The sequence below is a fragment of the Halosimplex salinum genome, assembly GCF_003730195.1.
GTDB lineage: Archaea > Halobacteriota > Halobacteria > Halobacteriales > Haloarculaceae > Halosimplex > Halosimplex salinum.
On record NZ_QWGG01000008.1, the window covers coordinates 41606 to 68214 of the forward strand.

At 64.5% G+C, this 26609-nt stretch carries 30 protein-coding genes; 13 read left to right on the forward strand and 17 right to left on the reverse strand.

Features of this window, described 5'->3' with window-relative positions; translation table 11 throughout:
• Positions 1-164: 164 nt before the first annotated feature.
• Both D1409_RS18105 and D1409_RS18110 read left to right on the forward strand, forming a co-directional pair.
• Positions 165-452, forward strand: coding sequence for a hypothetical protein (locus D1409_RS18105; RefSeq protein WP_123538405.1), 288 nt, complete (start codon positions 165-167; stop codon positions 450-452).
• 3 nt (positions 453-455) lie between these two features.
• Positions 456-977: a winged helix-turn-helix transcriptional regulator gene (locus tag D1409_RS18110; protein ID WP_123538406.1), complete on the forward strand. Its 522-nt coding sequence runs from the start codon at positions 456-458 to the stop codon at positions 975-977.
• Here the strand turns inward: D1409_RS18110 and D1409_RS18115 are convergent.
• From D1409_RS18115 to D1409_RS18130, 4 genes are read right to left on the reverse strand one after another with little or no spacing between them, the layout of a single operon-like run.
• Entirely contained in the window at positions 974-1516 is a 543-nt protein-coding gene (locus D1409_RS18115) for a hypothetical protein (RefSeq protein WP_123538407.1), read from the reverse strand. The two genes, D1409_RS18110 and D1409_RS18115, sit on opposite strands and share 4 nt — an antisense overlap.
• The gene (locus D1409_RS18120; protein WP_123538408.1) at positions 1516-1803 is read right to left on the reverse strand and encodes a hypothetical protein; all 288 of its coding nucleotides are present in this window, start codon (positions 1801-1803) and stop codon (positions 1516-1518) included. The genes D1409_RS18115 and D1409_RS18120 overlap by 1 nt, the downstream gene beginning before the upstream one ends.
• Positions 1787-2656, reverse strand: coding sequence for an FAD:protein FMN transferase (locus tag D1409_RS18125; RefSeq protein ID WP_123538572.1), 870 nt, complete (start codon positions 2654-2656; stop codon positions 1787-1789). The genes D1409_RS18120 and D1409_RS18125 overlap by 17 nt, the downstream gene beginning before the upstream one ends.
• A 5-nt stretch (positions 2657-2661) precedes the next feature.
• Complete coding sequence (locus D1409_RS18130) at positions 2662-3000, reverse strand: hypothetical protein (protein WP_123538409.1); 339 nt, start codon at positions 2998-3000, stop codon at positions 2662-2664.
• Positions 3001-3289: 289 nt separating this feature from the next.
• Between D1409_RS18130 and D1409_RS18135 the strand changes: the two genes are divergently transcribed.
• From D1409_RS18135 to D1409_RS18145, 3 genes are read left to right on the forward strand one after another with little or no spacing between them, the layout of a single operon-like run.
• Positions 3290-3658, forward strand: a complete 369-nt coding sequence (locus D1409_RS18135; RefSeq protein ID WP_123538410.1) for a UPF0175 family protein — start codon at positions 3290-3292, stop codon at positions 3656-3658.
• Entirely contained in the window at positions 3655-4161 is a 507-nt protein-coding gene (locus tag D1409_RS18140) for a twitching motility protein PilT (RefSeq protein WP_123538411.1), read from the forward strand. Before D1409_RS18135 ends, D1409_RS18140 begins: the two co-directional genes overlap by 4 nt.
• A 59-nt stretch (positions 4162-4220) precedes the next feature.
• Positions 4221-5129, forward strand: a complete 909-nt coding sequence (locus tag D1409_RS18145) for a hypothetical protein (protein WP_123538412.1) — start codon at positions 4221-4223, stop codon at positions 5127-5129.
• 15 nt (positions 5130-5144) lie between these two features.
• Here the strand turns inward: D1409_RS18145 and D1409_RS18150 are convergent, their stop codons facing one another.
• Positions 5145-5504: a hypothetical protein gene (locus tag D1409_RS18150; RefSeq protein ID WP_123538413.1), complete on the reverse strand. Its 360-nt coding sequence runs from the start codon at positions 5502-5504 to the stop codon at positions 5145-5147.
• Between the two features lie 105 nt (positions 5505-5609).
• Between D1409_RS18150 and D1409_RS18155 the strand changes: the two genes are divergently transcribed.
• The 3 genes from D1409_RS18155 (at position 5610) to D1409_RS18165 (ending at position 9204) form a co-directional block, all read left to right on the forward strand.
• Entirely contained in the window at positions 5610-6581 is a 972-nt protein-coding gene (locus D1409_RS18155) for a hypothetical protein (protein WP_123538414.1), read from the forward strand.
• Positions 6578-7462 carry an IS1096 element passenger TnpR family protein gene (locus D1409_RS18160; protein ID WP_123538415.1) on the forward strand — a complete coding sequence of 295 codons (885 nt, stop codon included), beginning with the start codon at positions 6578-6580 and terminating at the stop codon, positions 7460-7462. The genes D1409_RS18155 and D1409_RS18160 overlap by 4 nt, the downstream gene beginning before the upstream one ends.
• A gap of 65 nt (positions 7463-7527) precedes the next feature.
• Entirely contained in the window at positions 7528-9204 is a 1677-nt protein-coding gene (locus D1409_RS18165) for a transposase (protein ID WP_123538416.1), read from the forward strand.
• Positions 9205-10019: 815 nt separating this feature from the next.
• Here the strand turns inward: D1409_RS18165 and D1409_RS18170 are convergent.
• On the reverse strand, positions 10020-11078 hold the full coding sequence (locus D1409_RS18170; protein WP_123538417.1) for a sulfite exporter TauE/SafE family protein: 1059 nt from the start codon (positions 11076-11078) through the stop codon (positions 10020-10022).
• On the reverse strand, positions 11068-11232 hold the full coding sequence (locus D1409_RS24720) for a DUF7512 family protein (protein ID WP_164471770.1): 165 nt from the start codon (positions 11230-11232) through the stop codon (positions 11068-11070). Before D1409_RS24720 ends, D1409_RS18170 begins: the two co-directional genes overlap by 11 nt.
• 272 nt (positions 11233-11504) lie before the next feature.
• Between D1409_RS24720 and D1409_RS18175 the strand changes: the two genes are divergently transcribed.
• Positions 11505-12350: a universal stress protein gene (locus tag D1409_RS18175; protein WP_123538573.1), complete on the forward strand. Its 846-nt coding sequence runs from the start codon at positions 11505-11507 to the stop codon at positions 12348-12350.
• A gap of 132 nt (positions 12351-12482) precedes the next feature.
• On the opposite strand, the gene D1409_RS18180 is transcribed toward D1409_RS18175, so the two are convergent.
• Both D1409_RS18180 and D1409_RS18185 read right to left on the reverse strand, forming a co-directional pair.
• Positions 12483-13772 carry an MFS transporter gene (locus tag D1409_RS18180; protein WP_123538418.1) on the reverse strand — a complete coding sequence of 430 codons (1290 nt, stop codon included), beginning with the start codon at positions 13770-13772 and terminating at the stop codon, positions 12483-12485.
• A 3-nt stretch (positions 13773-13775) separates the two neighbouring features.
• The gene (locus D1409_RS18185) at positions 13776-14888 is read right to left on the reverse strand and encodes an MBL fold metallo-hydrolase (protein WP_123538419.1); all 1113 of its coding nucleotides are present in this window, start codon (positions 14886-14888) and stop codon (positions 13776-13778) included.
• A gap of 89 nt (positions 14889-14977) precedes the next feature.
• Between D1409_RS18185 and D1409_RS18190 the strand changes: the two genes are divergently transcribed.
• On the forward strand, positions 14978-15712 hold the full coding sequence (locus D1409_RS18190) for a helix-turn-helix domain-containing protein (protein ID WP_123538420.1): 735 nt from the start codon (positions 14978-14980) through the stop codon (positions 15710-15712).
• A gap of 206 nt (positions 15713-15918) precedes the next feature.
• Here the strand turns inward: D1409_RS18190 and D1409_RS18195 are convergent, their stop codons facing one another.
• On the reverse strand, positions 15919-17112 hold the full coding sequence (locus tag D1409_RS18195) for an MBL fold metallo-hydrolase (RefSeq protein ID WP_123538574.1): 1194 nt from the start codon (positions 17110-17112) through the stop codon (positions 15919-15921).
• Positions 17113-17357: 245 nt separating this feature from the next.
• Between D1409_RS18195 and D1409_RS18200 the strand changes: the two genes are divergently transcribed.
• Entirely contained in the window at positions 17358-17603 is a 246-nt protein-coding gene (locus tag D1409_RS18200; protein ID WP_123538421.1) for a sulfurtransferase TusA family protein, read from the forward strand.
• Between the two features lie 2 nt (positions 17604-17605).
• Positions 17606-18187: a DsrE/DsrF/DrsH-like family protein gene (locus tag D1409_RS18205; RefSeq protein ID WP_123538422.1), complete on the forward strand. Its 582-nt coding sequence runs from the start codon at positions 17606-17608 to the stop codon at positions 18185-18187.
• Positions 18188-18560: 373 nt separating this feature from the next.
• Here D1409_RS18205 and D1409_RS18210 read toward each other — a convergent pair whose 3' ends face one another.
• Positions 18561-18968, reverse strand: a complete 408-nt coding sequence (locus D1409_RS18210) for an HIT family protein (protein ID WP_123538423.1) — start codon at positions 18966-18968, stop codon at positions 18561-18563.
• A gap of 273 nt (positions 18969-19241) precedes the next feature.
• On the opposite strand from D1409_RS18210, the gene D1409_RS18215 reads away from it, so the two are divergent.
• A complete protein-coding gene (locus D1409_RS18215; RefSeq protein ID WP_123538424.1) occupies positions 19242-19664 on the forward strand; it encodes a universal stress protein in 423 nt (140 codons plus the stop codon).
• A gap of 86 nt (positions 19665-19750) precedes the next feature.
• On the opposite strand, the gene D1409_RS18220 is transcribed toward D1409_RS18215, so the two are convergent.
• From D1409_RS18220 to D1409_RS18245, 6 genes are all read right to left on the reverse strand, one after another.
• The gene (locus tag D1409_RS18220; RefSeq protein WP_123538425.1) at positions 19751-20491 is read right to left on the reverse strand and encodes a universal stress protein; all 741 of its coding nucleotides are present in this window, start codon (positions 20489-20491) and stop codon (positions 19751-19753) included.
• 607 nt (positions 20492-21098) lie between these two features.
• Positions 21099-21971 carry a universal stress protein gene (locus D1409_RS18225; RefSeq protein ID WP_123538426.1) on the reverse strand — a complete coding sequence of 291 codons (873 nt, stop codon included), beginning with the start codon at positions 21969-21971 and terminating at the stop codon, positions 21099-21101.
• A 180-nt stretch (positions 21972-22151) separates the two neighbouring features.
• The gene (locus D1409_RS18230) at positions 22152-22844 is read right to left on the reverse strand and encodes a TVP38/TMEM64 family protein (RefSeq protein ID WP_206425115.1); all 693 of its coding nucleotides are present in this window, start codon (positions 22842-22844) and stop codon (positions 22152-22154) included.
• 186 nt (positions 22845-23030) lie between these two features.
• Entirely contained in the window at positions 23031-23930 is a 900-nt protein-coding gene (locus D1409_RS18235; protein WP_123538428.1) for an ABC transporter permease, read from the reverse strand.
• On the reverse strand, positions 23923-24729 hold the full coding sequence (locus D1409_RS18240) for an ABC transporter ATP-binding protein (RefSeq protein ID WP_123538429.1): 807 nt from the start codon (positions 24727-24729) through the stop codon (positions 23923-23925). Before D1409_RS18240 ends, D1409_RS18235 begins: the two co-directional genes overlap by 8 nt.
• Complete coding sequence (locus tag D1409_RS18245) at positions 24722-26608, reverse strand: NosD domain-containing protein (protein WP_123538430.1); 1887 nt, start codon at positions 26606-26608, stop codon at positions 24722-24724. The genes D1409_RS18240 and D1409_RS18245 overlap by 8 nt, the downstream gene beginning before the upstream one ends.
• Between the last annotated feature and the right edge of the window lies 1 nt (position 26609).

A 26609-nucleotide genomic window follows, 5' to 3' on the forward strand; every position in this document is an offset into this window, starting at 1 on the left:
CCCGCCGTGCAGGCTCGTACACGACCGGAAGTTGCGAGTGGGTTCTCGATGCTCGCGGTCGGATTCGACGGTTGGACGCCAATCGTTTTCCCGTACTCCCCCCTCGGTCGAACTGTATCGACCGCAGAGCACGTCGCGTCGACCCCGTTTACAGATAGCAACGTATGCCACTCGCGCAACTCCTCGAACAGTACGTCAGTCTCGGTATCTTCGTCCTCGCAGCGGGGCTCAGCGTCCTCAGCTTCCTCGCGTGGCGACGGGAACGCGATCGTCGAATGCGGATCGTCACGTTCGGGTACGCGATGTTCGCCGTCTACGGACTCGTCGTGTTCCTCGAATACCCGCTGCTTCCGTACTTCCCGCACGCCACGCTCGAGTTGCTCGAACACGGGAGTGCGATCCTCGTCCTGGGTGGGCTCCTGGCATTTTTCGTCGCTCTGACGCGGGACTGAGTGATGTCGGACCCGGATCTCGAACTGGCGTCGCGGCGGGCGATCTACCAGCGGATAGCCGACACGCCGGGCGTTCACTTTCGCGCGCTCCTCGACGACCTCGAGTACGCGCAGGGGACGCTCCAGTATCACCTCCGGTGGCTCGCTGACGAGGGGATCGTCGAGGTTTCGGACGACGGCAAGTACACGCGGTACTACCCCGCCACCGAGTTCGACGAAGCCGACCGGGCAGTGCTGAACGCGTTACGACGAGAGTACAGTCGCCGAATTCTCGCGCACCTCCTCACGGACGGCCCGCTCTCGACGACCGAGCTCAGCGACCGCATCGACAAGGCGCAATCGACCGTCTCGTGGCACCTTTCGACCCTCGCCGAGGCCGACCTCGTCACGAAGGAGCGGGCGGGTCGGAGCGTCGTCTACGAGGTCAGCGACCCCGACCGCGTCGAGTACCTGTACACGGTCCACCGGCGCTCGTTCACCGACAGAGCCGTCGACCGGATTCTGGGCCTCTGGGACAGCTACTAACTCGTCGTCGGGTTCGAGGGTATCCCGTGAAGCACCAGCAAGCGCAACAGGAGCACGTACACCAGAAACGCGACCGAGGGCCCCAGCAGGGGGCGGACGAGTCCCGTCAGATCGGTGCCGATCGCTGCGGCGTGGACCGTCCCGAACGCGAACCCGGCGTACGCGAACGAGTGGACGACGCGAGGCCCCCACGGGCGCTCGAAGCGGTTCGCGTCGGTAAAGCCCAGCACCGCGACGACGAGCAGCAGCAGCGCGCCCGCGCCGACGGCGAGACCGCCGAGGAAGTACGGCGTCGAGAACACCGGCGCCGGGACCTGTCCGGTGACGACGGACCACGCGTCGAGGACTCCGAGGCCCGCGTGCAGTAGCGTGACGATCATCGCGAACACGGACAGTTCGACGTGGACGCGTCGGGCGGCGTCGTGCAACACACCGAACGACTCCGTGTTGTAGAGGACGCCGGTGAGGACCGCCAGATACAGCGACGGATACGCGACGAGCGCGGCGCCGCGGTCGAGTAGCCAGACGAGCTGTGACATCACGACGCTCCCGTCGTCTCCACGACGTCGGGACACCCGTCCGCGTCCTGGTACCCGTTCACCGACTCCGGTCGGGTCGGACATCTGTCGGCGGCGTCGTCGACGCTATCCCCGTCGTAATCTGCCGGCGCCCGTCTCTCCGAGACGGTCTGCTCGACGAGGTCGCTCCGTGTGTCTTCGGTCGCCTGTGTGGCACGGATGTCTCCGATCTGCCAGAGGACGGGAACGGTCACGACCAGGACGACGATGGCGACGACAGTGACTCGCTGCTTATGCGTCCACGACATGTGTCTCGAACCCCTTAGTCGTATGAAAGACGCCGCCGTGAACGACGAGCGCCTCTACCCCGTCCCACTCCGTCGCTAATCGCCGTGCCTCGGCGAGTGGGAGCGCGGCCAGCGTCGTCGCCAGGGCGTCGGCTTCCAGACAGTCCCGGCGCGCGAGGACAGTAACGGACTCGTGACGTGACCCGAGCGATTCGGTCGTCGGATCGTACACGTGATCCGTGCCGTTCCGCGAGCGTCGATATCCGCCGGACGTCGCGACGTTCCAGTCCGTCTCCAGGACTTTTAGCGGCGTGTCGTCGCCGTACGGGCTCTCGATGGCGACCGGGCCCGTGGGCGGTGACATGTCTCCGCCACCGCTGACGAACCCGTGTCGGCCGACCCCCGCGAGCGCCTCGGCGGTTCGGTCGACGACGTATCCCTTGGCGAGCCCGTTGAGATCGAGTTCGACGTCGGCGGTGACGTCGGCGTCGTCGACGCTGACGGTCCCGGTGTCGAACGTCGACGGCAGTGCGTCGCTGTCCCCACGCAGGAAGGCTTTGAGGTCGTGTTCGACGCGGCCATGGTGGATGTCGAACACCCCGTCTGTCCGGTTGTAGTATTCGAGTCCGCGGCGGACGATACGGGCGACGTGTCCGTTCGTGACCTCTCCCTCGCGGTTGAGGCGGCCGACGGCGCTCGTCGGGTCGAAGGCGTTCAGCTGCGCTTCGAGCGACTCGGCCGCATCCCGACCCGCAGTCACTGCGGCGTCGGCACGGACACCCGTCGCCCGGACGAGAAACGTCGTATCACAGCAGTCGAACTCGCGGTGTGTCTCCCCGAACCGCTCGTAGACCGATGCGAGCGATCCCGTCATCTCGGTCACTCTTCCTCCTCGTGGTCTTCGTGGTCCTCGTCTTCCTCGTCTTCGTCTTCCTCGTGGTCTTCGCCGTCTTCCGCTTCGTGCTCTTCCTCGTGGTCCTCGTCCTCGTAGCCGGACCGGGTCTGGACCGCTGGCGTGAACTCCTGGTTGGGCGTCGGAGCATCGGCGTCGACCTGTTGTGACGCGTTCGACACGGTTGTCCCGGCCGAGTCAGTTCGTTCGCCAGCCTGCGAGAGGCCGCCGCCGGGCACCGCGAGGGCACCAGCCACGATGGCCGTGAGGAGTGCACCTGCGAGCGTGAAGGCGACGAGTTTGTTGGTGGGGACTGGAACGCGCATACTCAGCCGCACCTCGTTTCGGAATCGGTCGCGTCGGCGTGTCGGTCTTCGATTGCTGCCATTGCAGGTACTGGGAGAAGACGTTCTCAGTAAGCCGTTCGCGTCCAACAATCGAATCTTCGTACAGCTATCGAATCGATTCGAACCGAACCGAATCGGGTCGAATCGAATCGATTCGGAGCGCTCTCGTCGGGCAAACACCGCCAGTAGTTGAGACTGGTCGTCTCAATGCATATGGCATTCTGGCGCAGTTCATAAATAGTATGAAGCCGTAGTCACGGATAGAACGATGGCACGAATTACCGGCTCTTACCCAGATGACCTCGACCTCCTCATCGAGGGTGCTGTTGAGGCTGGTGTGTTTGGTGGCAAGAGCGATGCATTGCGAGAGTTCGTGCGTGAATACTTCGAGGACCACGAGAACGAACGTATTGCAGCTGCGGTGGCCCTCTACGAACGCGAGCGTATCACGCTCGGTGATGCCGCGAGACTCGCTGATGTCGATCGGTGGACGATGCGTGACATCCTCCGTGAGCACGGTGTTGAACTCCGCCTCGGACTCGTTGACGAAGACGACGCAGCGTACGAGGTGGAGGCAGCACGCGAACTCGAATTCGATGATAAGGACTCGGGCAACGAGGGATCGTCTGCGAAATGACCGGTGATGATATTCCAGCGAACCCGAGCGTCTTGAACACGACTGTCCTCTCGAATTTCGCCTACATCGACCAGCTGTGGGTAGTTGCTGACCTCTCTGGAATCTGTACGGTACCAGTCGTTCGTGAGGAGCTCGAACACGGCGTTGATAACCACCCATATCTCCAGGAAGCACTCGATACGCTTGATAACGAAATCCCAGTCGCGACGATTTCGGATACTGTCGCAAACAGAGAAGCCGTTGTTGGTGCGCATCTCGATCCCGGGGAAGCACAGGCGTTCGCCCTTGCCGACGCACACGACGGTCGACTGCTCACAGATGACGGAGATGCCCGGTTGTTTGCGAAAGACCAGGGCGTGACCGTTGTCGGGTCGGTCGGAGTTCTGTTGGCTGCAATCGATGCTGGAAAGATCGATGAAGCGACTGCTGACGTGTGGCTGTCGACCTGGATCGATGAAATTGGGTACTACGTCCCGTATCGTACGATCTCGGAGTATCGATGACGGGCTTGCTCGAAGTTCGAAACGCCTGATTAGTGTGACCGTGAACACGTCTATTACCAATGAGTGAAGCCGACAGACGGCTGTCCGAAGAGAGTGAACAACGGTTTCTTGACCTGTACGCCCACCTATTGGTGTACGTCAACGATCGGTTCGATGTCATCGAAGAGATCGAAACGGTCGCTGATCTCGAACAGCACTATACTGACGAGCTTCTGCCGCTCCGAAACACGCTGTACAACGAGTCAACGGCGGATCTGATAGAGGACTTCGTTGAACAGAACCCTGCTGACCTGTCGGAGGCTGATCTCGAGCAGGTCGCAGCGTGGACTGACTTTGTCGCCGGTGAGTTCGTCGTCGTCCGCTATCGCGAGGACGACGCGATCTTCCTCGATTGGACAGAACCGCCGCAAGCCTACGCAGTCTGTCCGGCTCGGCTTCCATTCGCCGACCTGTGGGATGAATCCGCACTTCCAGTCCCGGTTTCGAGTGTCGCTCTGCTACCGTTCGAGGATCAGATCGTCTACGACGGGTGGATCGGAGTTAAGAATATCATTTTCGGGGGCTCGCTCAGTACTGACATCGACGACGAGTACGAGGAGGCCAAACATCGCTTCGGCATAATCGACTTGCTTCCAGCACCCGAGGAAGACGAAAAGACGGACGCCGAGGAGTTGCGCTTCTACATGAAGAACAAGCGTAACCGAGAGCGATATGCGTCGAAGATCGAGCAGTTGCGGGAGAAAACCGACGAACTGGAGCGGATTTATCACCAGGAGATGGGGAAGGCCCGAGCTCGAAGCTTGGGTCGCGAACTGCGCGAGTTGGGACTTAACGATGCCTATGTAGCGATCTACGACGATCGGATTATCACTAGTGCTCCCTCCGAATCCGAGGTTCGCAAGCTACTCGAAGAGATTATGCCCGCTGGGAAGGCTGACCACCCCTATATCTACCACTTCGATCCCTGAACGAGAGTCCACAGCTTACGACTGGAGTTGCGTGACAATCGACACAATTTCGCTTTTGGTCGGTTCGCCGGAGAACTCAAACACCCTGTCTCCGATACCGAAGGCGTACCTCTGGTAGGAGACGTCAACGTGAATCCAGCATTCGACATTGCTGTCTGTCGCCTCATACTCGGCTTCACCTGTATTCTCTTCGTGCTTCAGCACATCGAGCAGGTATTCTTCGATACGTGGCGCATTCGCGATTCGTAGGAGATGGTCGGCAGCGACGTTCTCCAACACGTCTGCTGGGGTTCCGTATCCTTCGCCGATGAGATAGAACTCGCCATCGTACTCGTGTGACTCGATCTGAACACGGAGTGCGTACGTCTCAGCCATATCGGTAGTTCCGAAGAAACACGTATCAGACTATCTGTTACGAACACCACCCATGTGGCCGCGTTGTGAACAAGATTTAGTCGGAATGACGCACAACCACAGCATATGTCTTTCACCGCCAGCTGGCACACGCTTCTCGACGAACTCGACGATCTTCCCGAGAGTGCGACGCTCATCACGCCGCTCTCGCATCAGCGATTTCGTATTACTGACGTACAAGAAGCTCGCGTCATCATTCACTTCGAAGACAAAGGTGAGACGCGGCCGCTCCAGCGCGATCAGTTCGAAACGCTCTATCGCCGAATCGAGGACGCCCCTGATGGGTTTGACCTCGATCGTCTCCCGGCGGATGCGGCTCCATACCCTGCGGTGTTGAGTGTCCATCCACGGTTCGAGGTTGATGAGGACGCTGGCGTCATCACACAATCAGAGGTCGCGACGGCGACGCAGGTGGTGGGCGCGGAACAGGAACCCACAGACGAGGAACGAACAGAACCCGACGGACTGGATGTCTACTCGGACGCGCTCCTCCTCATCGACGCACTCGAACGTCACGATGTGACAGATCTCCCTGAACTAGAGACGAACGCGTTGGTGAATCTTTACACACTGCTTTCGGATGTGCAGCGAGATGCCAATGATTTCCGCCAGGAGGTCGCGGATGTCCTCCTCGCTCGACTCCATCACGACCGCCCAGTGTCCGGGCAGTACGGCTCTGTCCAACGGACGAGTCGCCGCAATCGCTCGCTCAAAGACGACGAGAAGGTGCTGGAACGGCTCGAGAACGCTGGCATCGACCGTGAGCGTGTACTGAGCGTCGACCGCTCGAAAGTCGATGAAGCACTTGAAGTCACTACGCTCTCCGACTCCGATGTGTACGAGGTCGGAGAAAGCGAATACGTTCGCAAAGCGGAGGTCGATGAAGATGTGAAAGAATCCCGGCTCCAGGGGCTGAAGGACCGACTCGCTGCTAGCGAGGACGATGAGGCGAACCAGCTCCGAGCGGAGATCGAAGAGCTCGAACAGCGTATCGACGATCTCACCAGTTTCCGCACAGGTACGGAGATGCAAGGATGACTGCCTACCGCTTTCGCGTCAAGTTCGACCCCGATCCGACGTCACTGTGGCGGGATATCGTTGTCGGCGCAGATAGAACGATCACCGAGTTTCAGTCGGCGATCAACCCTGCAGTCGGGCTTGACCAGGGCCACCTCTGGTTCGTCGGAGAGGGTGAAGATTACTGGGACAGCGCCGTCAAATACCAGTGCCCGCAAGAGTACGAGGAGTCGCTTGGTGGCGATCCGGTATTGCGTACCGAGCGGATCGAGAACGCCGGTGAGGTGACGATCGGCGAGATGACCCGCCAGCTCGGTCTCGAACAATACGATCGAATCTGCTATCTCTACGACTACGGCGATGAATGGCGGTTCTACGCCATCTTGAAGGAGGTTCTCAGTGATGAGCCGAGCGACAAACCACCGGAGGTCGTGAAAGAGAAAGGCGAGTCCATCGACGACCAGTACGACGCGCCAGGAACCGCTGAAATCGATTCGCCACTCCCTGACCCACTCTATTCAGTGCTCCCTGAAACTGCTGTCCCCGTTGCGGATCTTCGTGAGTTGGAGAAACGGGATGATATCGTCCACGTCATTCCATTACTCAGTATTGAAACGGGGTTCGGGGCGGTCTGCGAGCGGTTCGCGATTCAGTTCGAAGAGAGGGGATACGTCCTCGAAAACTTCCAGCCGGGGTGGCAGGTCGTTGAGGAAGTCGATGGGGTAGACAAGACGGAGAAAGAACTCCTCGCGGCCCTTGCGGACGCAGTACGTGAGTGGCACGCTGAAATCGCAGAGATATCAGGTGCCATGACGGGACAGCATTTCGGTGAAGAGACGGTTGAAGCGATGCACGTCGAATTGGAAGCAGAACTCGAACGGAAGGGATACGGCCACCTGTAGTCTGCTCTCTTGACTGTCCGTCGAAGAGAACGAGTTCTTGGCTGTGAAATGTCCAGCGTCCCGTAGTGGCACCAACCTGTGAGTCTCGGCGCAGCGTCTTTCGTCGGATCGCACACCAGCAGCACGTCGAGTGGCCCACATATGACTCGACACCGCTGTACGATCGAACCTCGCTCGCCGGGGTAGAATCGGACGTTCGAGTCGTCTCAAGTGTCTGGTTTACGCACCCTGACCATGACTCACTCGAACAGTTCGTCTGCTCGATTCCTCTGGCCTACTTCCGCTTCGAGGCCCACGACTGCTACGGAAGTTCGACACACTACGAGATGGATACCCTCTTTCGCGTCTTCGTGCTGAAAGAACTCCACGGATGGAAGCACGAAACATCTCTCGTCGAGTACCTCGATAGCCACCCCGCACTCTGCGGACGCCTAGAGTTGGGGACGGTGCCTGATCAATCGACACTGTGGCGCAGCTGGAACGAGCGCTTCACGCGAGATCTCCGCGAGACGGTCCAGAAAGCGGCTCGAACGATCCTCATCAAAGCGCAAAACGCGGATGTCGCCGTACCACGCGAACCAGAACAAAACCTCCCGCATCGAGGCCACGATGCCGCTGAATCGAACCCTGACGACCAGGCCATTCTCGACAAGGCAGAGACGATTACCAAGCACGTCAGTCGCGTTGTGTCCCCCGCGTTCTCGCTCAACCGTGGCGAGGGCTGTGAGATTCCCGAGAACGCCTACTGGGGCTTACAGACCTACTTAGGACTCCGTGAGAACTTGGCCGCCAACGAGGGCGCTCGCAGCTTCATCCACGAGTCGACACGTGATCGAACACCACTCGGGCATGGTCATCGTGACCAGATTCGTGATCTCCCTATCGAGCAGATTCGTGAGATGTACCGACAGGCAATCCGGCAACTCATCAACGAGCTCGCGGAGACGGAGGAGTTCTTCCGCGCAGGTATCGTTGCCATCGACATCACCGAGGACGATCCCTTCACGGGCGATAGGACGGACCACGAGGACGAGATTATCGGAACGAAGGAGAAGAACGACGAGTACGCCTACCAGTGGGCGACAGTCCAGCTGGTTGGGAATGCCGTCCCAATCGTGCTAGACGCACGGCCAGTACGCAAAGGCGATACGCGTAAGGAGATCGTCGAGGACCTCTTGGACTCAGCAGAGACCCTCGTTCACGTCGATAACGTCCTGATGGACAGGGAGTTCGACAGTCAGCACGTCCTAGAGATGATCAGCCAGCGCGGGCTCTCCTACGTCGTCCCAAAGCGGATGCAGACCAGCGAGAAAGCCCAAGCCAAGCGCCTTCTCAAGCGAGGGAAGGATCGCTACGAAACTGATCGAAAACTGCACTTGGGCGACAACGAGTGGCACTCGACGACGCTGATCTACCGTCGGAAAGAGAACTCCGAACACGACGACCACCGGCAATATTCGGTGTTCATGACGAACCGAGGAAGTGGCCTTCTCACTGAGTATGGCTATCGGTGGGAGATCGAGAGCGGCTACAAGTCGATTAAACGATTCATGGCGGCGACGACCTCGAAGAATTTTGGACTGCGATTCTTCTACTTCGCGTTCGCCTGTTTGCTGTACTCGATCTGGCGAGCGGTCGATCTACTCGTGCAGGTCGAGTTGAACGGTGAGTATGAACACTCGCCGATCGTGACGGCTGATAACACGCTGACGCTGGTGAAGAAGGAAACCGGAATCGGATAGTAATGGGGCTCTCCCCGTGGTAGCGCAGCGTCTGAGTGGCAACGCTGTCGGACGTCTCCGAAATTCGCGTATATGGTTGTAAGTTCAACAAGACGGGCCGTTTGGTGAGCAATCTGAGTCAGTCTCCACTAATTGAACCGGCCGAAACCACGCATCACAGGCCCGCTAAACCCGCCATAGTCTCAACTTCACGAACACCGCAATTGTATATCGCTTTATATGGTTTATGAACTCTCTCGAACCCGATATCGAGACGGCAAAGCGTCTAAAACGGTCGAATAGCGGAGGATCGACCGGGCGCGAGATTGGTCTTGATTACTCTGATAATCACGACCACTTTTGCAATCCTCCCGACCGGGGGGTAGCGCACGAATTCCGTGGCCACATCGCGACGCCGCTTCCCGGGGATCGGGAGCCGAGCTTACGGAAACGACGGGAGACAGCGGATGCCGTAGCGCACGGTGGCGGTCGGTGGACTCGACAACGTCGCCGATCTCGCCGACGGTCAGTGGCCCCCGGCCTCGACGAGCGCCCGGAAGCACCCCCGTCGAGTTCCCCGAGACCGTGGAACCACTCCGACAGCCCCTCGCAACACGTCCCGAGTGAGCTGTTCGGGCAGCGGGTCCGGCGTTCGTATCGGTGCTACGGAGACACCGGACAAGAACACACTATTGTACGTGTTACACAATTTTGCGACGAACCAGACTTAGTCGGAACGGTGACAACGCGCACGCGCTGTGTCGTCTAACTCGGCGGTCTCAGGCAGAATAGACGCGCGTCCAGACGAAAGCGAGTAGCGGTGTGAGGGAACCGGATCAGTCCGCGGTGGACGTCTGCTTGCGACGCGTCACACGGAGCGAGGAGATCGTCGTATACACGATCGCGAACGCGACCACGACCGCCGCGCCGATGACGAGCACCAGTCCGAGCAGTTCGAGGGTCGAGTTACCGAGGTAGGAGCCGATCTCCCCGACGCCCACTGCGGTGGCGCCGATCAGTAGCATCCCGCCGAAGTAGATCTTGATGCCGTCGGCGTCGACGACGGCGGTCGCGGCGGAGCCGATGCGAGCGCCGAGTGCGCTGCCGAAGAGCAGCGGAGCGACGATACCGAGGTCGACGCCGCCGCCCTGCCCGTAGAGGTAACTCCCGAGACCGCCGGAGAAGACGATCTCGAAGAGGTCCGTCCCGACGGCGACGGGTACCGGGACGCCGATCGCGTAGATCATCGCGGGCATTCGGATAAAGCCGCCACCGACGCCGAGGAAGCCCGACAGGAGGCCGGTCGCGAAGGCGACGGCCGTGATGACCCACGCGGAGACGCGGACGTCACCGCGAAGCGTCACCATCGGTGGGATCCGAACCGTCCGCTGGATCGTCTTCGCGATCTCGGGAATCTCGTACTCGCTGAGGTCCTTGTCGGCCGCCTCGTGGTCGATGCCACCGCCGCCGTCGCCGTTCAGGGCGTCGCGGGTGACCATCGCTCCGACGCCGCCGAGCAGGACGACGTAGGCGATACTGATGATACCGCCGGCGAGTCCCAGCGATTCGAGGTAGTAGACGCTGGCGCGTCCGACCTCGATACCGATGGTCGTCCCGGTGATCATGATCACGCCGAGCTTGTAGTCGACCTGACCGAGGTCGTGATGTTTCAGGGTCGCGATGACGGCAGTCCCGAAGACGAACGCCATCCCGCTGCCGACCGCGACGGGCGCCGGATAGTCCAGCATGAGCAGGGCGGGGGTAACGAGGAACGACCCGCCCATGCCGAAGAATCCGAACAGGACGCCGACGACGAGCCCGAATCCGACGAACAGGACCAGCATCTCGGGGCTCGTCCCCAGGATCCCGAGCCCGTCGAGCAGGCTATCGAGCACTCTCTTCACCTCCGACCAGGAGTCTCATGAGATAGGGCCCGAAGAGCCGTTCGAGACCACCGTAGCCCGCGTACAACACGATCGCTTCCAGCAGGATCGTGCCGATGAGCACGGCTGTCTCCGGGTCCCACGTGGGAATCCCTACTCCTGCCATCGATTCTCACTCGGGCCTTCGAACTCGGAATTTCGGTGTTGGCACATTTCTGTTCACCGTCCCCTACCCGATACGTGCCTATAACGGTTTTGGGACTAGCGCACAATACTATATTCGAGTAACCCCCGCTGCACTATCCATAACGTACACGGAACGTATCGCGCTTCGTCGCCTCCTCGACCCGGCCGGTGCGAGTCCAGCCCGTCGGTCGCGCGCGGAGTACTCAACTTTCGAACAAAACCGTGTTGTCGTCGGTCGACGAAGCGAGCCACATGAGGGCCCTGTGTGCGACCGACCTCTCGGCGGCCAGTGAGGCGACGATACAGAACGAGACGTGCCTCGCGTGTCTGGGCCGTATCGGCGTCGATACGATCCATCTCGTGACTGTCGTTCCGGCGAACGTCCACTCCGGGATGCCCGGCGTCGACTTCGACGAGCGACGCCGACAGGGGCTGGACCGATACCGGAGCGTGATAGAAGCCGCCGGGTTCGACGTCGAGACCCACGTCGTCCGCGGGACGCCCTATCGCCGTATCAACGGCATCGCCGAAACCGTCAAGGCGGACGTTTCGGTCGTCGGATCGCGGGGCCAGAGCCCGCTGGAGAACCGTATCATCGGCTCGACCGCGCGCAACCTCGCCCGGACGACCGTCGTTCCGCTACTGGTCAATCGCGTCGAGCGGGCGACGGACGAACCCGACGTCCTCCGCGAACACCTCTTTCGGCGTATCCTCTTCGCGACGGACTTTTCGGAGCACGCCGACCGAGCGTTCGACGCGTTCTCGTACCTCCGCCACGCGACCGAGGAGGCGACACTCGTTCACGTCCGGTCGCCGAAAGACGAGGGCGCCGACGCCGACGTCGACCCGCGCGAGCGGCTGGCCGAGCACGCGAGCACGCTCGAGAACTGGGACATCGAGACGCGGATCGAGGTCCGGCAGGGCGACCCCGCCGACGAGATCCTCGCCGTCGAAGCGGAAGTGACCCCGTCGACGATACTCGTCGGTTCGAAGGGGCGAAGCCGCATCCGACGGCTCTTGCTGGGCAGCGTCTCGGAGGAGATCGTCGCGCGGGCGACGGGAAACGTCTTCCTCGTCCCGCCGCCCCGGGCGGTCTGAGCCGGGCAGACCAACGACAGCACGACGGTCACGCTGTGGTCGAGCGCCGGCAGCGCCCGCCGCAGCCCCCCACTCAGGTCGCACGTGGCGTCCCACGTGACGAGGCCGGCAGGCGGGGACCGTCACGGCTGGTCAGTCTTCCGGGGTGACCGTTGCGGGCCCGGACGTCGCAGGCGCTGGTGGCTCGTGAGTGCCGAACTCGGGATGGGTCTCCTCCATCCAGAGGTACACCACGGCGCCGGAGACGAACATCAGGCCGGCAGTCATGTAGAAGGCGGCTTCGGCGCTCACGAACTCCATCGAGAGGCCGATCAGGATCGCTCCAACCGCGTACCCGGAGTCGCGCCACATCCGGTAGACGCCCATCCCCGCCGAGCGCCACGTCGGGTGGGCCGCGTCGCTGGGGACTGTCATCAGATTCGGGTACAGCAGCGCCATCCCGAGCCCGGACACGCCAGCGAGGACGGCCCACAGCAGGTAGCTATCGACCAGTACCATCCCGAGGACCCCGGCTCCCGCCAGGAACATCCCCACTATAACAGGGACCCGGCGACCGATCCGGTCCGCGAGCCCACCGGTCGCGATCTGGAGGAAGTACATCGCGCTGTGGACGCCGACCACGACCCCGACCGCCGCGATGTCGAGCCCCTGGCTTATCAGATAGAGCGGGACGGCGATCCAGAACAGCGTGTCGACGAAGTTCTCGATGTGGCCGGCCTGCGCCGCGGCGAACAGCGTCTTGTCGCCGTAGGTAGCCCGTTTCAGCACCTCGTCGAACGGGAGGTTCGCGTCGTGGTGGTCGTCGTCACCCTCGGCCTGCGCGTACTGAACGGTCTCCTTGATCAGGAAGACCGAAACGAGGAACGCTAACACCACGACGATCGCGAGGAAGTAGAACGGCTCTGGCCGGAGGCTCCACTGACTAGCGATGACGCCCGTGATCCAGGCACCGACGGCGACACCGGTGTACCCGAACGACTCGTCGATGCCGACCGCGAGGCCGCGCTGGTCGGGGCCCGCAAGGTCGATCTTCGCGTTGATCGCCATACTCCAGGTCAACGCCTGGTTGATACCCAGCAGGACGTTCCCGACCGTGATCCAGCCCCAGGTGGGCGCGAAGATGAGGATGATCGGCAGGGGGAGCGCCGTCGCCCACCCGGCGACGAGGACTGGCTTGCGGCCGTACTCCTCGCCCCACTTGCCGGCGTAGAGGTTGAGGATCGACTTCACGATCCCGAACGAGACGACGAACGAACCGATAACCAGGAAGGACTTGACGCCGAGTACCTCCTCTCCCAGAACGGGGACGACGGTGCGTTCGGACCCGATGGTCAGCCCCGTCGCGAACACGAGCAGGACGTGCAGCGAGAACTGCCCGAGGTGTTCGCGGATTCCCTGTTCGAGTTCAGTTGCCGTCCTCATGACTCACTCGGCCGCACAGTTGTTCGGCCCCAGTTCCAGCTCGGCCAGTTCGTCCGCCGGAACCGACTCCTGGCCCACGTTCGTGCGCTTGACGCGCTCGAAGTTCGGCGGGTGGTCCGGGATGTCGGACGCGAGTTCCTCGACGAACGCCTCGCGGTCGCGGCCGAGGTCCGCGTTGGTGGCTCTGACTTCCGCGAGAGTCGCGGCCACCGGCGGTTCGGGCGAGCCCGGATCGTGTGCGGGCAGCACGACCGCGTCGTCCGACCGGTCCAGTAGCCGCTGGAGGCTCTCGTAGAGCGTCGCGGCGTTCCCCTCGACGTCGGAGTCCTCGATGCCGGCTTCGACGCCGAGTTCGACCCGGCCGACGCTGTCGTGGAACAGGGTGTCTCCCGTGAGCAACGCCGCACCGCCGACGTCGAACGAGACGCTTCCCTCGCTGTGACCGGGGGTGTGGACGACCTCGATATCGAGTCGACCGACGGTCAGGAGTGTCCCGTCCTCCAGCGGCGTCGCGTCGAGCGCGAGTGCGTCCTTCGGGTGGAGGTAGTACGGGACGTCGTGACGGTCAGCGAGTTCCGCAGCGCCCGAGACGTGGTCCGCGTGGGCGTGCGTGTCGAAGACGCCGACGAGCTCGGCGTCGTACTCGTCGAGGACTGCCTCGTACTCGTCGAGGTAGTGCGACGGGTCGAAGACGGCGGCGTGACCGTCGGAGACGAGGACGTGCGAGAGACAGCCCTTCCCGGGACGCGCGACCTGGACGAGCGCGCCCTCGACGTCGACTGGGACCTCTGCGTGCCGGTGGACGCGGCTCCAGCCCTCCATCCCGTCTGTCAGGGTCACCGCATCGTAGCCCAGCTCCCGGAGGACGTCGGTCGCGGTCTGTGAGACGACGCCCGCGGCACAGACAGTGACCACCTGTTCGTCACGAGGGAGCTCAGAGAGGGCGTCTTTGGCTCGTTCCGGGTCGTTGGTCAGTTCGTCGTAGACGTCGACGTTGCGACTCCCCGGGACGTGCCACTCCTCGAAGTCCTCTCGGTGGCGAATATCGAGGACGAGCGGCTCGCCATCGCCGTCCTGTAACCGTTCGCTCAGTTCGTCCGGCGGTATCTCTTGCATCGATGTCCTCGAATAGCAGGCGTAGTTGTAAGCGGGTACTGCCGGACATGACCGGCAGTGTTAATCACGTCTGGACCGAAGTCGTCCGTATGAGTCTCTACGAAGCTTCGATCCGGGTCAAACACGAGTGCCCGTACCGGGAGATTTCGGAGCGGCACCCGGATCTGACGATACGCGAGTGGCCGCTGAGCGACTGCCAGGTGCTCGAGATCACCTCGGAGGCGACCCCGACCGACGAACTGCTCGAGGATATCAGTCAGATCGGGACGATTCTCCACGAGACGGAGGACGACGACGGATACCACGTCGTCACGCAGTCGTGTCTCTGTTCGCTCGACGCGTCTATCATCGACCGCTTCGAGAACCACAACTGTCTGTATCAGTCGCCGACGATCTACCGCCAGGGCTGGGAGCACTACACGGTGGTCGCGTTCGACGATGCGGACATTCGAGAACTGCTCGGTGATCTACGGGCCGACAGGGATATCGAACTGCTCTCGAAGACCTCGATCTCGGACACGCAGATCCCACACAGCATGCTCGCTCCGGCGAGTCACCTGTTCGAGAACATCACCGACCGTCAGTTAGCAGCACTCCAGTTAGCGCTGGAACGCGGGTACTACAAGCAACCGCGGAAGACGTCGCTGCGGGAGTTAGCCGACCAGACGGCCGTCGCTCGCTCGACCTACGAGGAACACCTCCGAAAGGCAGAGAACAAACTGCTCACGAACGCGGGACAGTTCCTGCGACTGGTCACCGCGACCTCGACAGCTGACCCTCTGGGGGTGGGCGGCCAACAGAGACGCGAACAGACTGCGGACTGACCCGCGGTGGTCGGCCGAGTCGCCACTCGCTCCTCGAACCGGACCGCCTCGAAGCAAAATCCAGACCGAGCGGGCGAACGACCCTGCCCAGGTTCCCACCGTCACGAGAATTCGGGACGCTGGCGATGGAAAACGCAGTGTCACCGCGAAGGCGACCCAGGAGACGGCTGCCCGGGCCGGGACTGGATCGATTTCTACCGACGTCGTCAGTCGCCCGCGAGCGACTCCTGGCTCGCCGCGCAGTTGTTCGGGCCGAGTTCCAGGGTGAACGCCTCGTCGTCGTCGACGGCGTTCTGCCCGAGGTTCGTCGCGATGATCTCCTCGTAGTTGGACGGACGGGGCGGCATGTCCGAGAGGATCAGGTCGACGAAGTCGCCCGCCTGCATCGTGAGTGCGTCCATCTCGTCGACGAGGCCCCCGATCGGCGCGGTGTACGTGCCGTCCTCGGCCGGTTCCGCGGCGTCGCTGTAGTGGGCGCCGCCGACGAGCGTGTCGTCGGGGAGCGCGAGCACGCGCTCCTGGAGCGATTCGTAGAGCATGCGGGCGGCGTCGGGTGCGCCTTCGTCGCCCTCTTCGAGGTCGGGGCGAGCGACGCTCTCGACGAACAGGCCGTCGCCGGTCGCGAGCAGGCTGTCGTCGACCAGGTAGGAGGTCATCCCGGTCGTGTGACCGGGCGTGTAGACGACCTCGATGGTTGCGTTGCCGACCTGGAACGTGTCGCCGTCTTCCGCAGTCGTCAGTTCGTCGGCGTAGGTGACGCCGCGGTCGACGGCGGCCGCCGGGATCACGCCCTCGACGCCCTCCTCGTCGAGGTCGCGCACGCCCGAGATGTGGTCGGCGTGGACGTGCGTGTCGAGCGCGTACTCGAGGTCGACACCGAGGTCGGCAGCGTCCGACAGATAGCGGTCGGTGAACGCTCGAAGCGGGTCGACGATGGCGGCTTCGCCGTCGTCGTAGAGCAGGTAGCCCAGACACCCCGAGGAGGGGCGCTGGTACTGCAGCAGCGTGCCGGCGCCGTCGTAGTCGGTGACCTCGACGGCCTCGTAGATGCTCGCCCAGCCGTTCATGCCGTCCTCGAGGTGATGGACGTCGTAGCCGCGCTCGGCCAGGGAACCGGCGACGAACTCGCTCGCACCGCCCTTCGCACAGAGGACCGTGACCTCGCGGTCGTCCGGGATCTGTTCCAGGACGGCGTCGTCGATCTCGTCCTCGAGGAACTGGAAGTACGGGACGTTGATCGACGTAACAGTCTCACCGTCGATCCGCCACTCCTCGTAGTCCGCGCTCATCCGGGCGTCGAGGAGCGTGACGTCTTCGCCGTCGTCGATTCGGGCCTTCAGCGTTTCCGGGTCGATGCTCTCGACGTCGACGTCGGGCGTCGGGAAGTCTTCGGCGTTCATGTTGTACACCCCAGGATAGCGGGTAGAATTACAAAAAGGTTTGCATAGATTTTCCCAGACTACACAATACTGTATCGTGCACGCGACCGTGCCGCAGGAGCGGATATCTGGGGCAAGTCACGGCGAACGTGCGATAAGAAAGTCAAATCTCACTTAATTCCGAGACCGATACCGACCGATACGCTTTTACACTGCTCCATAGTATTGTGTTATAGCTCCAATATAGAACACGGAGCGGATACCCAATGAGTTCGAAATACGATATTACGGAGACGCTGGACGTGAAAGGCGCATCGTGCCCCATGCCGGTCGTGAAAACCAAGTCGGCCATCGACGACCTCGCCGCTGGCGAGGTACTCGAGGTGCTGGCGACCGACTCCGGCAGCATGAGCGACATCGCCGGCTGGGCGGACGGCACCGCCGGTGTCGAACTGCTGAGTCAAGAGGAGGGCGACGGCGTGTACAGGCACTACGTCCGCAAGGCGGAGTGACCATGAGTACGGACACATCCAGCGGGTCGGCCGAGGAGACGCCCTCCCGCGCGGAACTCGCCGCACGCGTCGACGAACTCGAGGAGCAACTCGCCGCGGTGAGCGCCGACAGCGACGACGACGACGGCAAGAAGATGTCGATCATCGCGACGAAAGGCACTCTCGACATGGCCTACCCGCCGCTGATCCTCGCGAGCACGGCCGCCGCGTTCGGCTACGAAGTCACGGTGTTCCACACGTTCTGGGGACTCGACATCCTCCACGAGGAACGCTCGAGGGACCTCCAGCTCAGTTCCGTCGGCAACCCCAACATGCCCGTCCCGAACGTCGTCGGCGCGCTCCCCGGCATGGACCGCGTGACGACGAAACTGATGGAAAAGCGGATCGACGACAACGAGACGGCCACCATCGAAGAACTCATCGAAACCTCCCTCGAGATGGGCGTGGAGTTCCAGGCCTGCCAGATGACCATCGAGTTGATGGACTACGACGAAGCCGACTTCTACGACGGCGTCACCACCGGCGTCGGCGCCGCCACCGCCATCCAGGACATGGCCGACGCCGACATCCAGCTCCTGATCTAGCGCACCGACGAGATCCGCCCGCCTGTCGTCGGCCCCTACGAAGACTTCGACGGGGCCCACAGTCCAGGATCTTGCGATACACTTAATCGGGTCCGTCGAGAAGGTGCAGGTGACGCTTCGTCTTGGAGGGCCGAAGCGTCAGCGGGGACCAACTCAGGGCGGTATCACGGCCGATTTTCGGCCGTGTACCACTCCGTTTTCCGACTGTCCCGGACCAGCGAGTACTGCTCACGTTCGACCTACCAGCCCCTGCTTCGAAGAAATCAGCGCCGAGGCCCGACTGGCCTGTTCTGTCGTGACCGAGCGGGATTCGCCGGCCGTCCGTGCAGTCACTCCTCGTCGCTCGGGACCAGCATCCAGCGACGCCAGACGGCTAGAGACCCTCACCGATCCTGCTGACGAGCCGTTCGGGGTCGTGGTCCGCCAGGCGCTCCCGCGACAGCGAGAGGCCGAGTCCGTCGCCCTCGAACCGCGGCAGGAGGTGCAGGTGGGCGTGTTCGACGTTGCCGACGAGCCCGCCGGTCGTGTGGAAGACGCTGAACCCGTCCGGGCGAAGCGTTTCGCGCATCGCGAGCGCGACGGCCCGCGCCGTCTCGGACACCGCTCTCGCCGTGGACTCGTCGGCGAGGAGCACGTCGTCGACGTGCGCTCGCGGCACGACGAGCGTGTGCCCTCTGACCGCCGGGTTCGCGTCGAGAAAGGCGACTACCTCCTCGCCCTCGTACAGGAGATGAGCGGACTCGTCTCCCTCGACGATGTGACAGAACGTGCAGTCTTCCATGGGTGGCCGACGACGCGTGCCGTAATAGAAGTGCCGACGGGGCGGTTCCGGCCGTTCTTCGTGAAAACGGGTGTCGCGCCTGAAGTTTGACACCAGAGCGATGTGAGCGGTCCAGTGAACGCTCGAACCGCGAGTCGCCCGTCCGATACGCTGTTCGTGACACCGGATTTCCGGTGACTCGAACGGGGTACCGTCCACGACAGACGGGGGTCCGTTCGACAGGCGACGGGAATCGCCAGCAAATTGAAACGCGCACGGATCGTATCAACTGATATGTGCGATACGATCCTGGTCGCGACCGACGGGAGCGCCGACGCGAACCGCGCGGCGACGCACGCGCTGGAGCAGGCCGAACAGCACGGGGCGGAACTGCACGCGATCTTCGTGGTCGACACCGACCGCTACTCGGAGCCGGCGCTGAGCAGCGTCGAACTCGAGACCACCGAGATGGAGGATTGGGGGAACGAGCAGCTGTCGGAGGTCGCCGAGCGCGCCGAAGGACTGGGGTTCGAGGTCACCGCCCGGTGCTGTCACGGAAAGCCGTACGTGGAGATCGTCAGCGACGCCGACGAGATCGACGCCGACCTGATCGTCCTGGGCTACCACGGCCACTCTCACACCGACCCGAACCAGATCGGGAGCGTGGCCGACCGGGTCGTTCAGAACGCGGGCAGGCCCGTGCTGGTGGCCGCCTGATCCACTGGGTGTGAACACGTCCGAGCACGTGCACCGAGAACCCGCTGTCCCCACCGTGTCTCGATCCGCGGGCGAATTCGGGGCCCTCACTCGCTGTCCGGTTCGTCGTCGTCAGAAGTGGCCTGCTGGACGACGAGCACGGGGCCGAGGAACTGCTTCGCGACCTGGTCCGCGCTCATCCCGAACAGGAGCGTCGTCACCGACGGGTCGGACTCCCCCATGACGACCGCGTCGTGGTCGCTGGCGGCGTCGACGATCATCGCCCGGGGATTTTTGCCACGCTCGATTTCGATATCGATCGAGTCGGAGCGCAGTCCCTCCTCGGAGAGGCGGCTCGCGATCCCGTCGAGCAGCGTCTCCGCGTCCGCCTCCGTTTCGCCGGTTCCGGCGACGTGGTAGAGCGTGACCCCGACGTCACTGGCGGCGAACAGCCCCGACACCACGTGGACGAACCGGTCCGTGCCGACGATGCCGCGGACCGCGACGAGCACGGTCTCGATCGGTCTCGTCGCGTTCGGAATCAACACCGCGAGGCAGTCGTACTTCTCGCTCGTCCGGTCGATCGTTTGCTGGCCGTCGTGGGTGAACACGAGGTGTGATTCGACCGTCGCACCCGCGTGCTCGAGCATCGACGTGAAATCGTCGAGACGGCGGACGGCCTGGTCTTCGAACTGGCTTCGCGCCTGGTCGGTCGAGGTCTGGTCCGGGACGACGTGGTAGCCGAGCAGGACGACGTGTGCGTTCGAGAGGAGTTCGGGCACACCTTCCGGGATCGATTCACCTTCGAGGACACGGATCGGAACCAGGACGGTGGGACTGTCTTGCATTCTCTGAGTTCTCCGTTGATTCTGGCCGGACTAGCGTCGCATCGAACTGTGAGAGCCGCGTCGGTCGCGGTGCCGAACTGCTTCGGCTCTCGATCGCACGGCAGAGATCGAAGCGCCCCGCGGACGCGGTCGGCTCGCCCGGTCGGGTTCGCCGCTCGCCGCGGCAGCCACCGACTCGAACGCGATGGGTTGGCGCACAGGTATTTATACAATCAGTTGACCAATCAAGCTTACGGCGCGTCCTTCACGCGGCGGGCCGCCCGCCCACGGACCGAGTGCCACGAGCGTCACCCCGATGCCGAACGACGACGCGCAGTTCCGACGGTCGCCCGGTTCGACTGGCGATGTCGAACACACCCTGCACCCGTGGACGCCGACGACATCGTTTCGGACGGGTCCCGGAGGTATGTACTCGGTACTTACAGAAGTATATATGTAATCACATTTCGAGCCAGATCGGAGGACGGCGGGCGGGCGTCACGCGTCGACCATCGCTCGGCTCCGCTTCGCAGACGGGATCGGCTTAGGAGCGGGTTATCGCCGCAGTCGCCGCCACTCACGCGGGCCCTGTGTCACCTGCTGCGGTCAGTCTCCGTCGGGGCGTGAGTTAGTCTTGGTCTGGGAGTGAGACTGTCAGCACCGGTGGCTCCGTGACGCGGACGACCTTTTCGGCGACGCTACCGAGGAGGTGTCGGTCCAGGCCGGTCCGGCCGTGGGTGCCGATCACGACGAAGTCGACGTCGCGGACGTCCGCGTACTCGATTATCGAGCGGGCAGGGGTGCCGCTCATGACAGACGCTTCGACGGACCGCACGCCAGCCGCCTCCGCGCGGTCGACGACGCTTTCGACGGCTCGCTTCCCCTCCGCTTCCAGCGCGTCGAGAACTGCAGCGCTGTCGATCTCACCCCAGATCCCGGTGATATCGACCACGTGAACGACGTGTAACGCGGCGTCGAGGTCGGCGGCGAGGGTGACGGCGTGGTCGGCGGCCGCTTCCGCCGTCTCGCTCCCGTCGGTCGGGACGAGTATCGTGTCGAGTTCGGGGTCGAACGCCGTCCCCTCGTGGACCGTGAGGACGGGTGCCGGCGAGATGCGGAGGGTGTGTTCGGTGACGCTCCCGAGGACGAACTGGTGTAACCCGGTCCGGCCGTGCGTCCCCATCACGAGGAGGTCGGCCTCGCGGTCCCGAACGGCGTCCGCGACCGCGCGATGGACCGGTTCGCCCGTCTCGAGTATCTCGGTGTGGACTGTCACGTCCCGCTCCGCACCCCGGTCGGCGATCGTCTGCAGAACCGACGCGACGTCGGTTTCGAGGGCGGCCCGGGTGTCCGCGTCGATGTCGCCGGGGAGCCTGTCGAGTTCGAGCACGTGCACCGCGTGAAGCGACGCGCCGAACCGCTCGGCGAGCGCTAGCCCGGCGTCGACGGCCGCCTCCGCGGCCGCGCTTCCGTCGGTCGGGACGAGGATCGTTTCGTACATCCTGGGCTCACCCGTGATTACGAGCTCCAGGAGTGTCAAATCGACCCAAGGTCACGCCGAGAGAGAACGGGAGCCGTCTCGGGAGCCTCGCACTCTTAAACCGGACGACCGGGGGCGGACCGGAGACTCTCGCGGCCGCTCCACTCCGCCTGTCGATTCACCGTGCGACGGCTCTCCCGTTCACCGTTCGTCGAACAGTCCGAGAAGCGCGTCGCGATAGCGGTACGCGACGACCGAGACGCCGGTGACCAGCGCCGCGAGCAGGACCCCGGCACCGACCCGACCGGCTTCGAAGAACGCTCCGACGACGTTGACGAGGAAGAACACGGGCGCTCTGCCGAGAACTGCGATCGCGACGAGCTGCCGGAGCGGGAGTCTGGTGAGACCACCGACGAAGCACAGGGCGTCGTCGGGCAACCCCGGGAGCAAGAAGAACACGAACAGCGCCACTCGAACGTAGTCGTCGTCGACCGCGTCGAAGGTCGCGAGCGCGTCGTCGTGGACGACCCGTTCGACGTACGGCCGACCGTATCGACGGGAGAGCCAGAACGCGACGGTGCTGCCGATCGTGACGCCGAGCATGTTGTAGAGCGTCCCCCACCACGCGCCGTACAGGTACCCTGCGACGACGGCGAGCACCTGTCCGGGGACCGGTGCGACGACGACCTGGACCGCCTGGAGCGCGACGAGCACGACCGGTCCCAGCGCGCCGAACCCGTGGATCGTCGCCCGCAGTTCTCGCGCGCTGGTCAGCGTCGGGACGTATCGGCGGACGAGAACCGCCACGAGAGCGAGGACGAGGACGGCGACCGCGGCGTGGATCAGAAACCGTCGTCGGCTCTCCGCCGATTCGAACACCCGGGTGTCGCTCACGAGCGACTTGATCCGTCCGAACCGCCGGGCCATGTGGTATTCAGCCGGCACAACGGGCGCCTGTCGTTAGGGTATTTGGGTTACGCGCGACGACCGGCCGACGAGGGACTGCTCCCGGCCCGGCCGACCTGAAGCCGACGACGCCGACCAGCGGGCACAGGCGGCCCAGCGGATGCACTCTGTCGGTCATCGCCCGCCGGGAGACCACGCGCCCAGCGCGGCGGCGGTGAGGCCGACGACGAGCCAGCCGACGACGCCGACGACGCTCGCGACGGCGTTCGCGGCGGGCGGTCCGGTCGAGAGGAGCCCCCCGGTTGCAGTCGCGAGGACGAGCCCCCGAAAGGCCCCGGGCGGACTCGCAGCGAGCACGATCGACAGCGTCTCGCCGCCGACGAGGCCGCGGGCGACCCCGAGTAGCACCAGCGCGTCGAGGCCGACGATCACCACGAGGGCGACGAGCGCCGCGGCCGCGACGCCGATCCGTCGGGACCGACTGAGCGACGACACCGCCATGGCGAGCGCGAGCGTGACCAGCGCGTACGCGCCAGTGAGCCCGACGAACCGGGCGAAGTACGTCGGCGAGTCCACCGTCGCGTGTGAGACGAACACCGACGTCGCCGGCTCCCGGACCAGCGGCACCGCGAGACCGACCAGGACGAGCGGCGAGAGGACCGCGACGAGCAGCCCGACCGCCCGCCCGAGGAACGTGCCGAGGACGTACGTCCACCGGCTGACCGGGTACGTCCGGATCACCTCGAGTTCGCCGCTGTGGGCGTCCGCGAGGACGCTCCACGTCCCGAAGCCGAACGCGAGGAGCGGGACGAGCACCTCGACAGGCGTCGCCAGGTCGAGCACGAGCGGGACGTACCCGCCGACGTCGCCCGCGAGCGAGAGCGCGACCACGACGAGCCCGTACGCGACCGCCAGCGCCGCGTACGCCCGGGTCCTGACGAGCGTGTCGAACTCGCGCTGGGCCACCGCACGGAGCGCGTCCGCGTCGCCGCCGACGCGGTCCCGGTACCCGGAGCCCGACTCGATGCCGTCGTCGGGTCCCGCGGGCTCGCTCGCCCCGTGGTCCTCACGCATCCTCGCCCTCCCAGGTCCCGGCGCGGACGGTGAGCCCGTCGCTCCCGCCGACGATGTACTGGTTGACCGCGTGGGTGAGCGTCTCCGACCCGGTCTCGCGACGCAGCGCGTCGGGCGCGGCGGCGACCTGGATCTCGCCGTCGTCGAGGACGAGCACGGTGTCGGCGATCCGGTCGACGGTCCCCAGTTCGTGGGTCGCGAGGAGGACCGTCCGGCCCTCGTCTGCGAGGTCGCGGACGACGGAGCCGACGTGTTCGGTCATCGTCGGGTCCAGCCCGCTCGAGGGCTCGTCGAGCACGAGCACCGGCGGGTCGCCGATCGTGGCCTGTGCGATGCCGAACAGCCGCGTCATCCCGCCCGACAGCGCGCCGACCCGGCGGTCGGCGACGGCCGCGAGTCCGACGCGGTCGAGCACCGCTTCGGGGTCGACGTCGACCCCCGCGAGCGCGCCGTAGAACGACAGCGTCTCGGTCAGCGTGAACTGCGGCCGGAACGCCGGCGTCTGCGCCAGGTAGCCGACCGTTCGGGCGCCGGCAGTCGGGAGCGTCACCGACCCCTCGTCGGCCGCCAGCAGGCCGGCGACCACCCGCAACAGCGTCGTCTTCCCCGAGCCGTTCGGGCCGACGACCGCGGAGACGGTCCCGCTCTCCGCCGCGAACGAGACGTCGGCGAGCACGGTCAGGTCGCCGAACGAGCGGTGGAGGCCGTCGACGACGACCGCCGCCTCGGTCGGGGCGGAGCGCTCGTCGCCGGTCGCGTCGGCCGTCCCGCCCCGCGACGACGAACTGTGGTCACTCATCGGTCCCGTTTTGCACCTCCCGTAGCACGTCGGGGCGGACGGGGTCGGTTCGCGGCGCGGTGTCGACCGCGCCGGCCTCGCGGAGTCCCGGAACGCCCCCGGACGCGGCACGGAGGAGTCCGAACACCGGCGCCCGCGCGAGCGTCGGTCCCCCGGGCGCTCGGCTGGCGACCAGGTCGGCCCGCCCGGTCGGTCTGAAGGGTCTGTCCACGGCCCCGTCTCCGTCGCGGTCCAGACCGGGAACCGGTCCCCAGTAGTTCCCCCGGTCCCCGACCGTCCAGACGCGGACCGGGCCGCTGGTCGTCACCGCCGGTCGGTCGGCGCCGACGACGTCGTTGTCGACCACGTCGTTCGTCGGGAGCAGCGTCACCGTTCGGATGCCGACCTCGTTGTCGGCGATCGTGTTGTTGGTCACGAGCGAGCGGGTCGACCCGAGGTTGAAGCCGATCCGGTTGCGGGCCATCACGTTGTCCGCGAAGAAGGAGGTGTCGCCGATCGTGAGGATCCCGGCCCTGTTGTCGACAGCGCGGTTCCCCACGATCAGGTTGTTCGCCGGGCGAGTCATGAGGATGATGCCGCCCTCGGTCTCCCTGATCGTGTTGTCGCGCACGAGCAGCGACGACGTGTGCATCTCGTGGACGCCGTAGCGCATGTCGGCGGCGACGTTGCCGCGGATCACGCTCCCGTCCGCCCGGTGGGTGTACACGGCGTCCCGGCCGCCGCGGAACCGGGAGTCTTCGACGACGACGCTGGACCGGATCGGTATCACGCCCATCGAGCCCTCCGCGATCGTCTCCGCTCCCCGGACGGTCAGGTTCCGGACGACCGACCGGTCGCTCCGCCTGAGCGACACGCCCGTCGAGGCGGTGTCGACGTGCAGGTCCGCGACGAGCGACTCGTTCGCGCCGATCAGGGCGACGCCGGCGTCGCTGCGGGCGTAGACGAGCGTCGAGCTGACGGGGCCGTCGTCCGGCGGCGCTCGGGAGCCGACCGGACCGACGCCGGTGACGGTCAGCGACGTGACCGCGACGCGGTCGCTGCGCACGGTCACGACGGTCCCGGTCCCGCCGCCGTCGAGGACCGTCTCGGTCCCCGACCCGCGGATCGTCACCGGCTTGTCGACGGTGACGTTCGCGTCGTACCGTCCGGCCGGCAGGACGACCGTCGTGTTCGGCGGCGCGGCGGCGAGGGCGGCCGACAGGGACGGCTCGTCGTCGCCGACCACGGTCGAGACTGGCCGTGAACGCAGGTCGCTGCGCGCCGCGACGGTCCGGTCGGCCCACGCCGAGCGCGTCCGCACCGACTCGCGAAACGCCGCGGCGGCGGTGGGACGCCCCTCGCCGACCGCCGCGGGCAACTCGTCCCACGTCGCGATCTGCCCGCCGTACTCGCCGGCGAACGCGTCCGCGTCGGTCCGGTCTGAGAACGGCACGACGGTCGGTCCGGCGGGGGTCCGGGCCGCGCTGTCGACGACGTACACGGCGTCCGTCGCGCGGGCGAACCCGAGCGACGGGTCGTCGCGCAGGTCGACGTACCCGCCGTCGGTCAGGTAGGGGCGGGTCCCCGAGAAGTCGGAGACGAAGACCGCCAGCGGGTCGCCGAACTGGCGTCGCGCCGTCCCGCTCCGCAGGTGGTCGACGAGCGACTCGACGCCGTAGTAGCCGACGACGTACTCGTACTGCCCGTAGAACACCTCCGCCTTCGGGAGCGCGTAGCCGCGCTGTTCGGCCGTCTGAACGTCGACGCCGGTCATCCCGAGCTGGATCGTCTCGTCGAACCTGACCGGCCGGACGTCCTCGGTGGACGGCTGGACGAGGAACGCACTCGCACCGAGGAGGACGAGCGCGAGCGCGACGCCGCCGACGACCCAAACGTCCATC

Coding starts and splice junctions, on each gene's coding strand:
- D1409_RS18105 (WP_123538405.1), top strand. CDS start 165: ATGCCACTCGCGCAACTCCTCGAACAGTACGTCAGTCTCGGTATCTTC.
- D1409_RS18110 (WP_123538406.1), top strand. CDS start 456: ATGTCGGACCCGGATCTCGAACTGGCGTCGCGGCGGGCGATCTACCAG.
- D1409_RS18115 (WP_123538407.1), bottom strand. CDS start 1,516: ATGTCACAGCTCGTCTGGCTACTCGACCGCGGCGCCGCGCTCGTCGCG.
- D1409_RS18120 (WP_123538408.1), bottom strand. CDS start 1,803: ATGTCGTGGACGCATAAGCAGCGAGTCACTGTCGTCGCCATCGTCGTC.
- D1409_RS18125 (WP_123538572.1), bottom strand. CDS start 2,656: ATGACGGGATCGCTCGCATCGGTCTACGAGCGGTTCGGGGAGACACAC.
- D1409_RS18130 (WP_123538409.1), bottom strand. CDS start 3,000: ATGCGCGTTCCAGTCCCCACCAACAAACTCGTCGCCTTCACGCTCGCA.
- D1409_RS18135 (WP_123538410.1), top strand. CDS start 3,290: ATGGCACGAATTACCGGCTCTTACCCAGATGACCTCGACCTCCTCATC.
- D1409_RS18140 (WP_123538411.1), top strand. CDS start 3,655: ATGACCGGTGATGATATTCCAGCGAACCCGAGCGTCTTGAACACGACT.
- D1409_RS18145 (WP_123538412.1), top strand. CDS start 4,221: ATGAGTGAAGCCGACAGACGGCTGTCCGAAGAGAGTGAACAACGGTTT.
- D1409_RS18150 (WP_123538413.1), bottom strand. CDS start 5,504: ATGGCTGAGACGTACGCACTCCGTGTTCAGATCGAGTCACACGAGTAC.
- D1409_RS18155 (WP_123538414.1), top strand. CDS start 5,610: ATGTCTTTCACCGCCAGCTGGCACACGCTTCTCGACGAACTCGACGAT.
- D1409_RS18160 (WP_123538415.1), top strand. CDS start 6,578: ATGACTGCCTACCGCTTTCGCGTCAAGTTCGACCCCGATCCGACGTCA.
- D1409_RS24720 (WP_164471770.1), bottom strand. CDS start 11,232: ATGGCAGGAGTAGGGATTCCCACGTGGGACCCGGAGACAGCCGTGCTC.
- D1409_RS18175 (WP_123538573.1), top strand. CDS start 11,505: ATGAGGGCCCTGTGTGCGACCGACCTCTCGGCGGCCAGTGAGGCGACG.
- D1409_RS18180 (WP_123538418.1), bottom strand. CDS start 13,772: ATGAGGACGGCAACTGAACTCGAACAGGGAATCCGCGAACACCTCGGG.
- D1409_RS18185 (WP_123538419.1), bottom strand. CDS start 14,888: ATGCAAGAGATACCGCCGGACGAACTGAGCGAACGGTTACAGGACGGC.
- D1409_RS18190 (WP_123538420.1), top strand. CDS start 14,978: ATGAGTCTCTACGAAGCTTCGATCCGGGTCAAACACGAGTGCCCGTAC.
- D1409_RS18195 (WP_123538574.1), bottom strand. CDS start 17,112: ATGAACGCCGAAGACTTCCCGACGCCCGACGTCGACGTCGAGAGCATC.
- D1409_RS18200 (WP_123538421.1), top strand. CDS start 17,358: ATGAGTTCGAAATACGATATTACGGAGACGCTGGACGTGAAAGGCGCA.
- D1409_RS18205 (WP_123538422.1), top strand. CDS start 17,606: ATGAGTACGGACACATCCAGCGGGTCGGCCGAGGAGACGCCCTCCCGC.
- D1409_RS18210 (WP_123538423.1), bottom strand. CDS start 18,968: ATGGAAGACTGCACGTTCTGTCACATCGTCGAGGGAGACGAGTCCGCT.
- D1409_RS18215 (WP_123538424.1), top strand. CDS start 19,242: ATGTGCGATACGATCCTGGTCGCGACCGACGGGAGCGCCGACGCGAAC.
- D1409_RS18220 (WP_123538425.1), bottom strand. CDS start 20,491: ATGCAAGACAGTCCCACCGTCCTGGTTCCGATCCGTGTCCTCGAAGGT.
- D1409_RS18225 (WP_123538426.1), bottom strand. CDS start 21,971: ATGTACGAAACGATCCTCGTCCCGACCGACGGAAGCGCGGCCGCGGAG.
- D1409_RS18235 (WP_123538428.1), bottom strand. CDS start 23,930: ATGCGTGAGGACCACGGGGCGAGCGAGCCCGCGGGACCCGACGACGGC.
- D1409_RS18240 (WP_123538429.1), bottom strand. CDS start 24,729: ATGAGTGACCACAGTTCGTCGTCGCGGGGCGGGACGGCCGACGCGACC.
- D1409_RS18245 (WP_123538430.1), bottom strand. CDS start 26,608: ATGGACGTTTGGGTCGTCGGCGGCGTCGCGCTCGCGCTCGTCCTCCTC.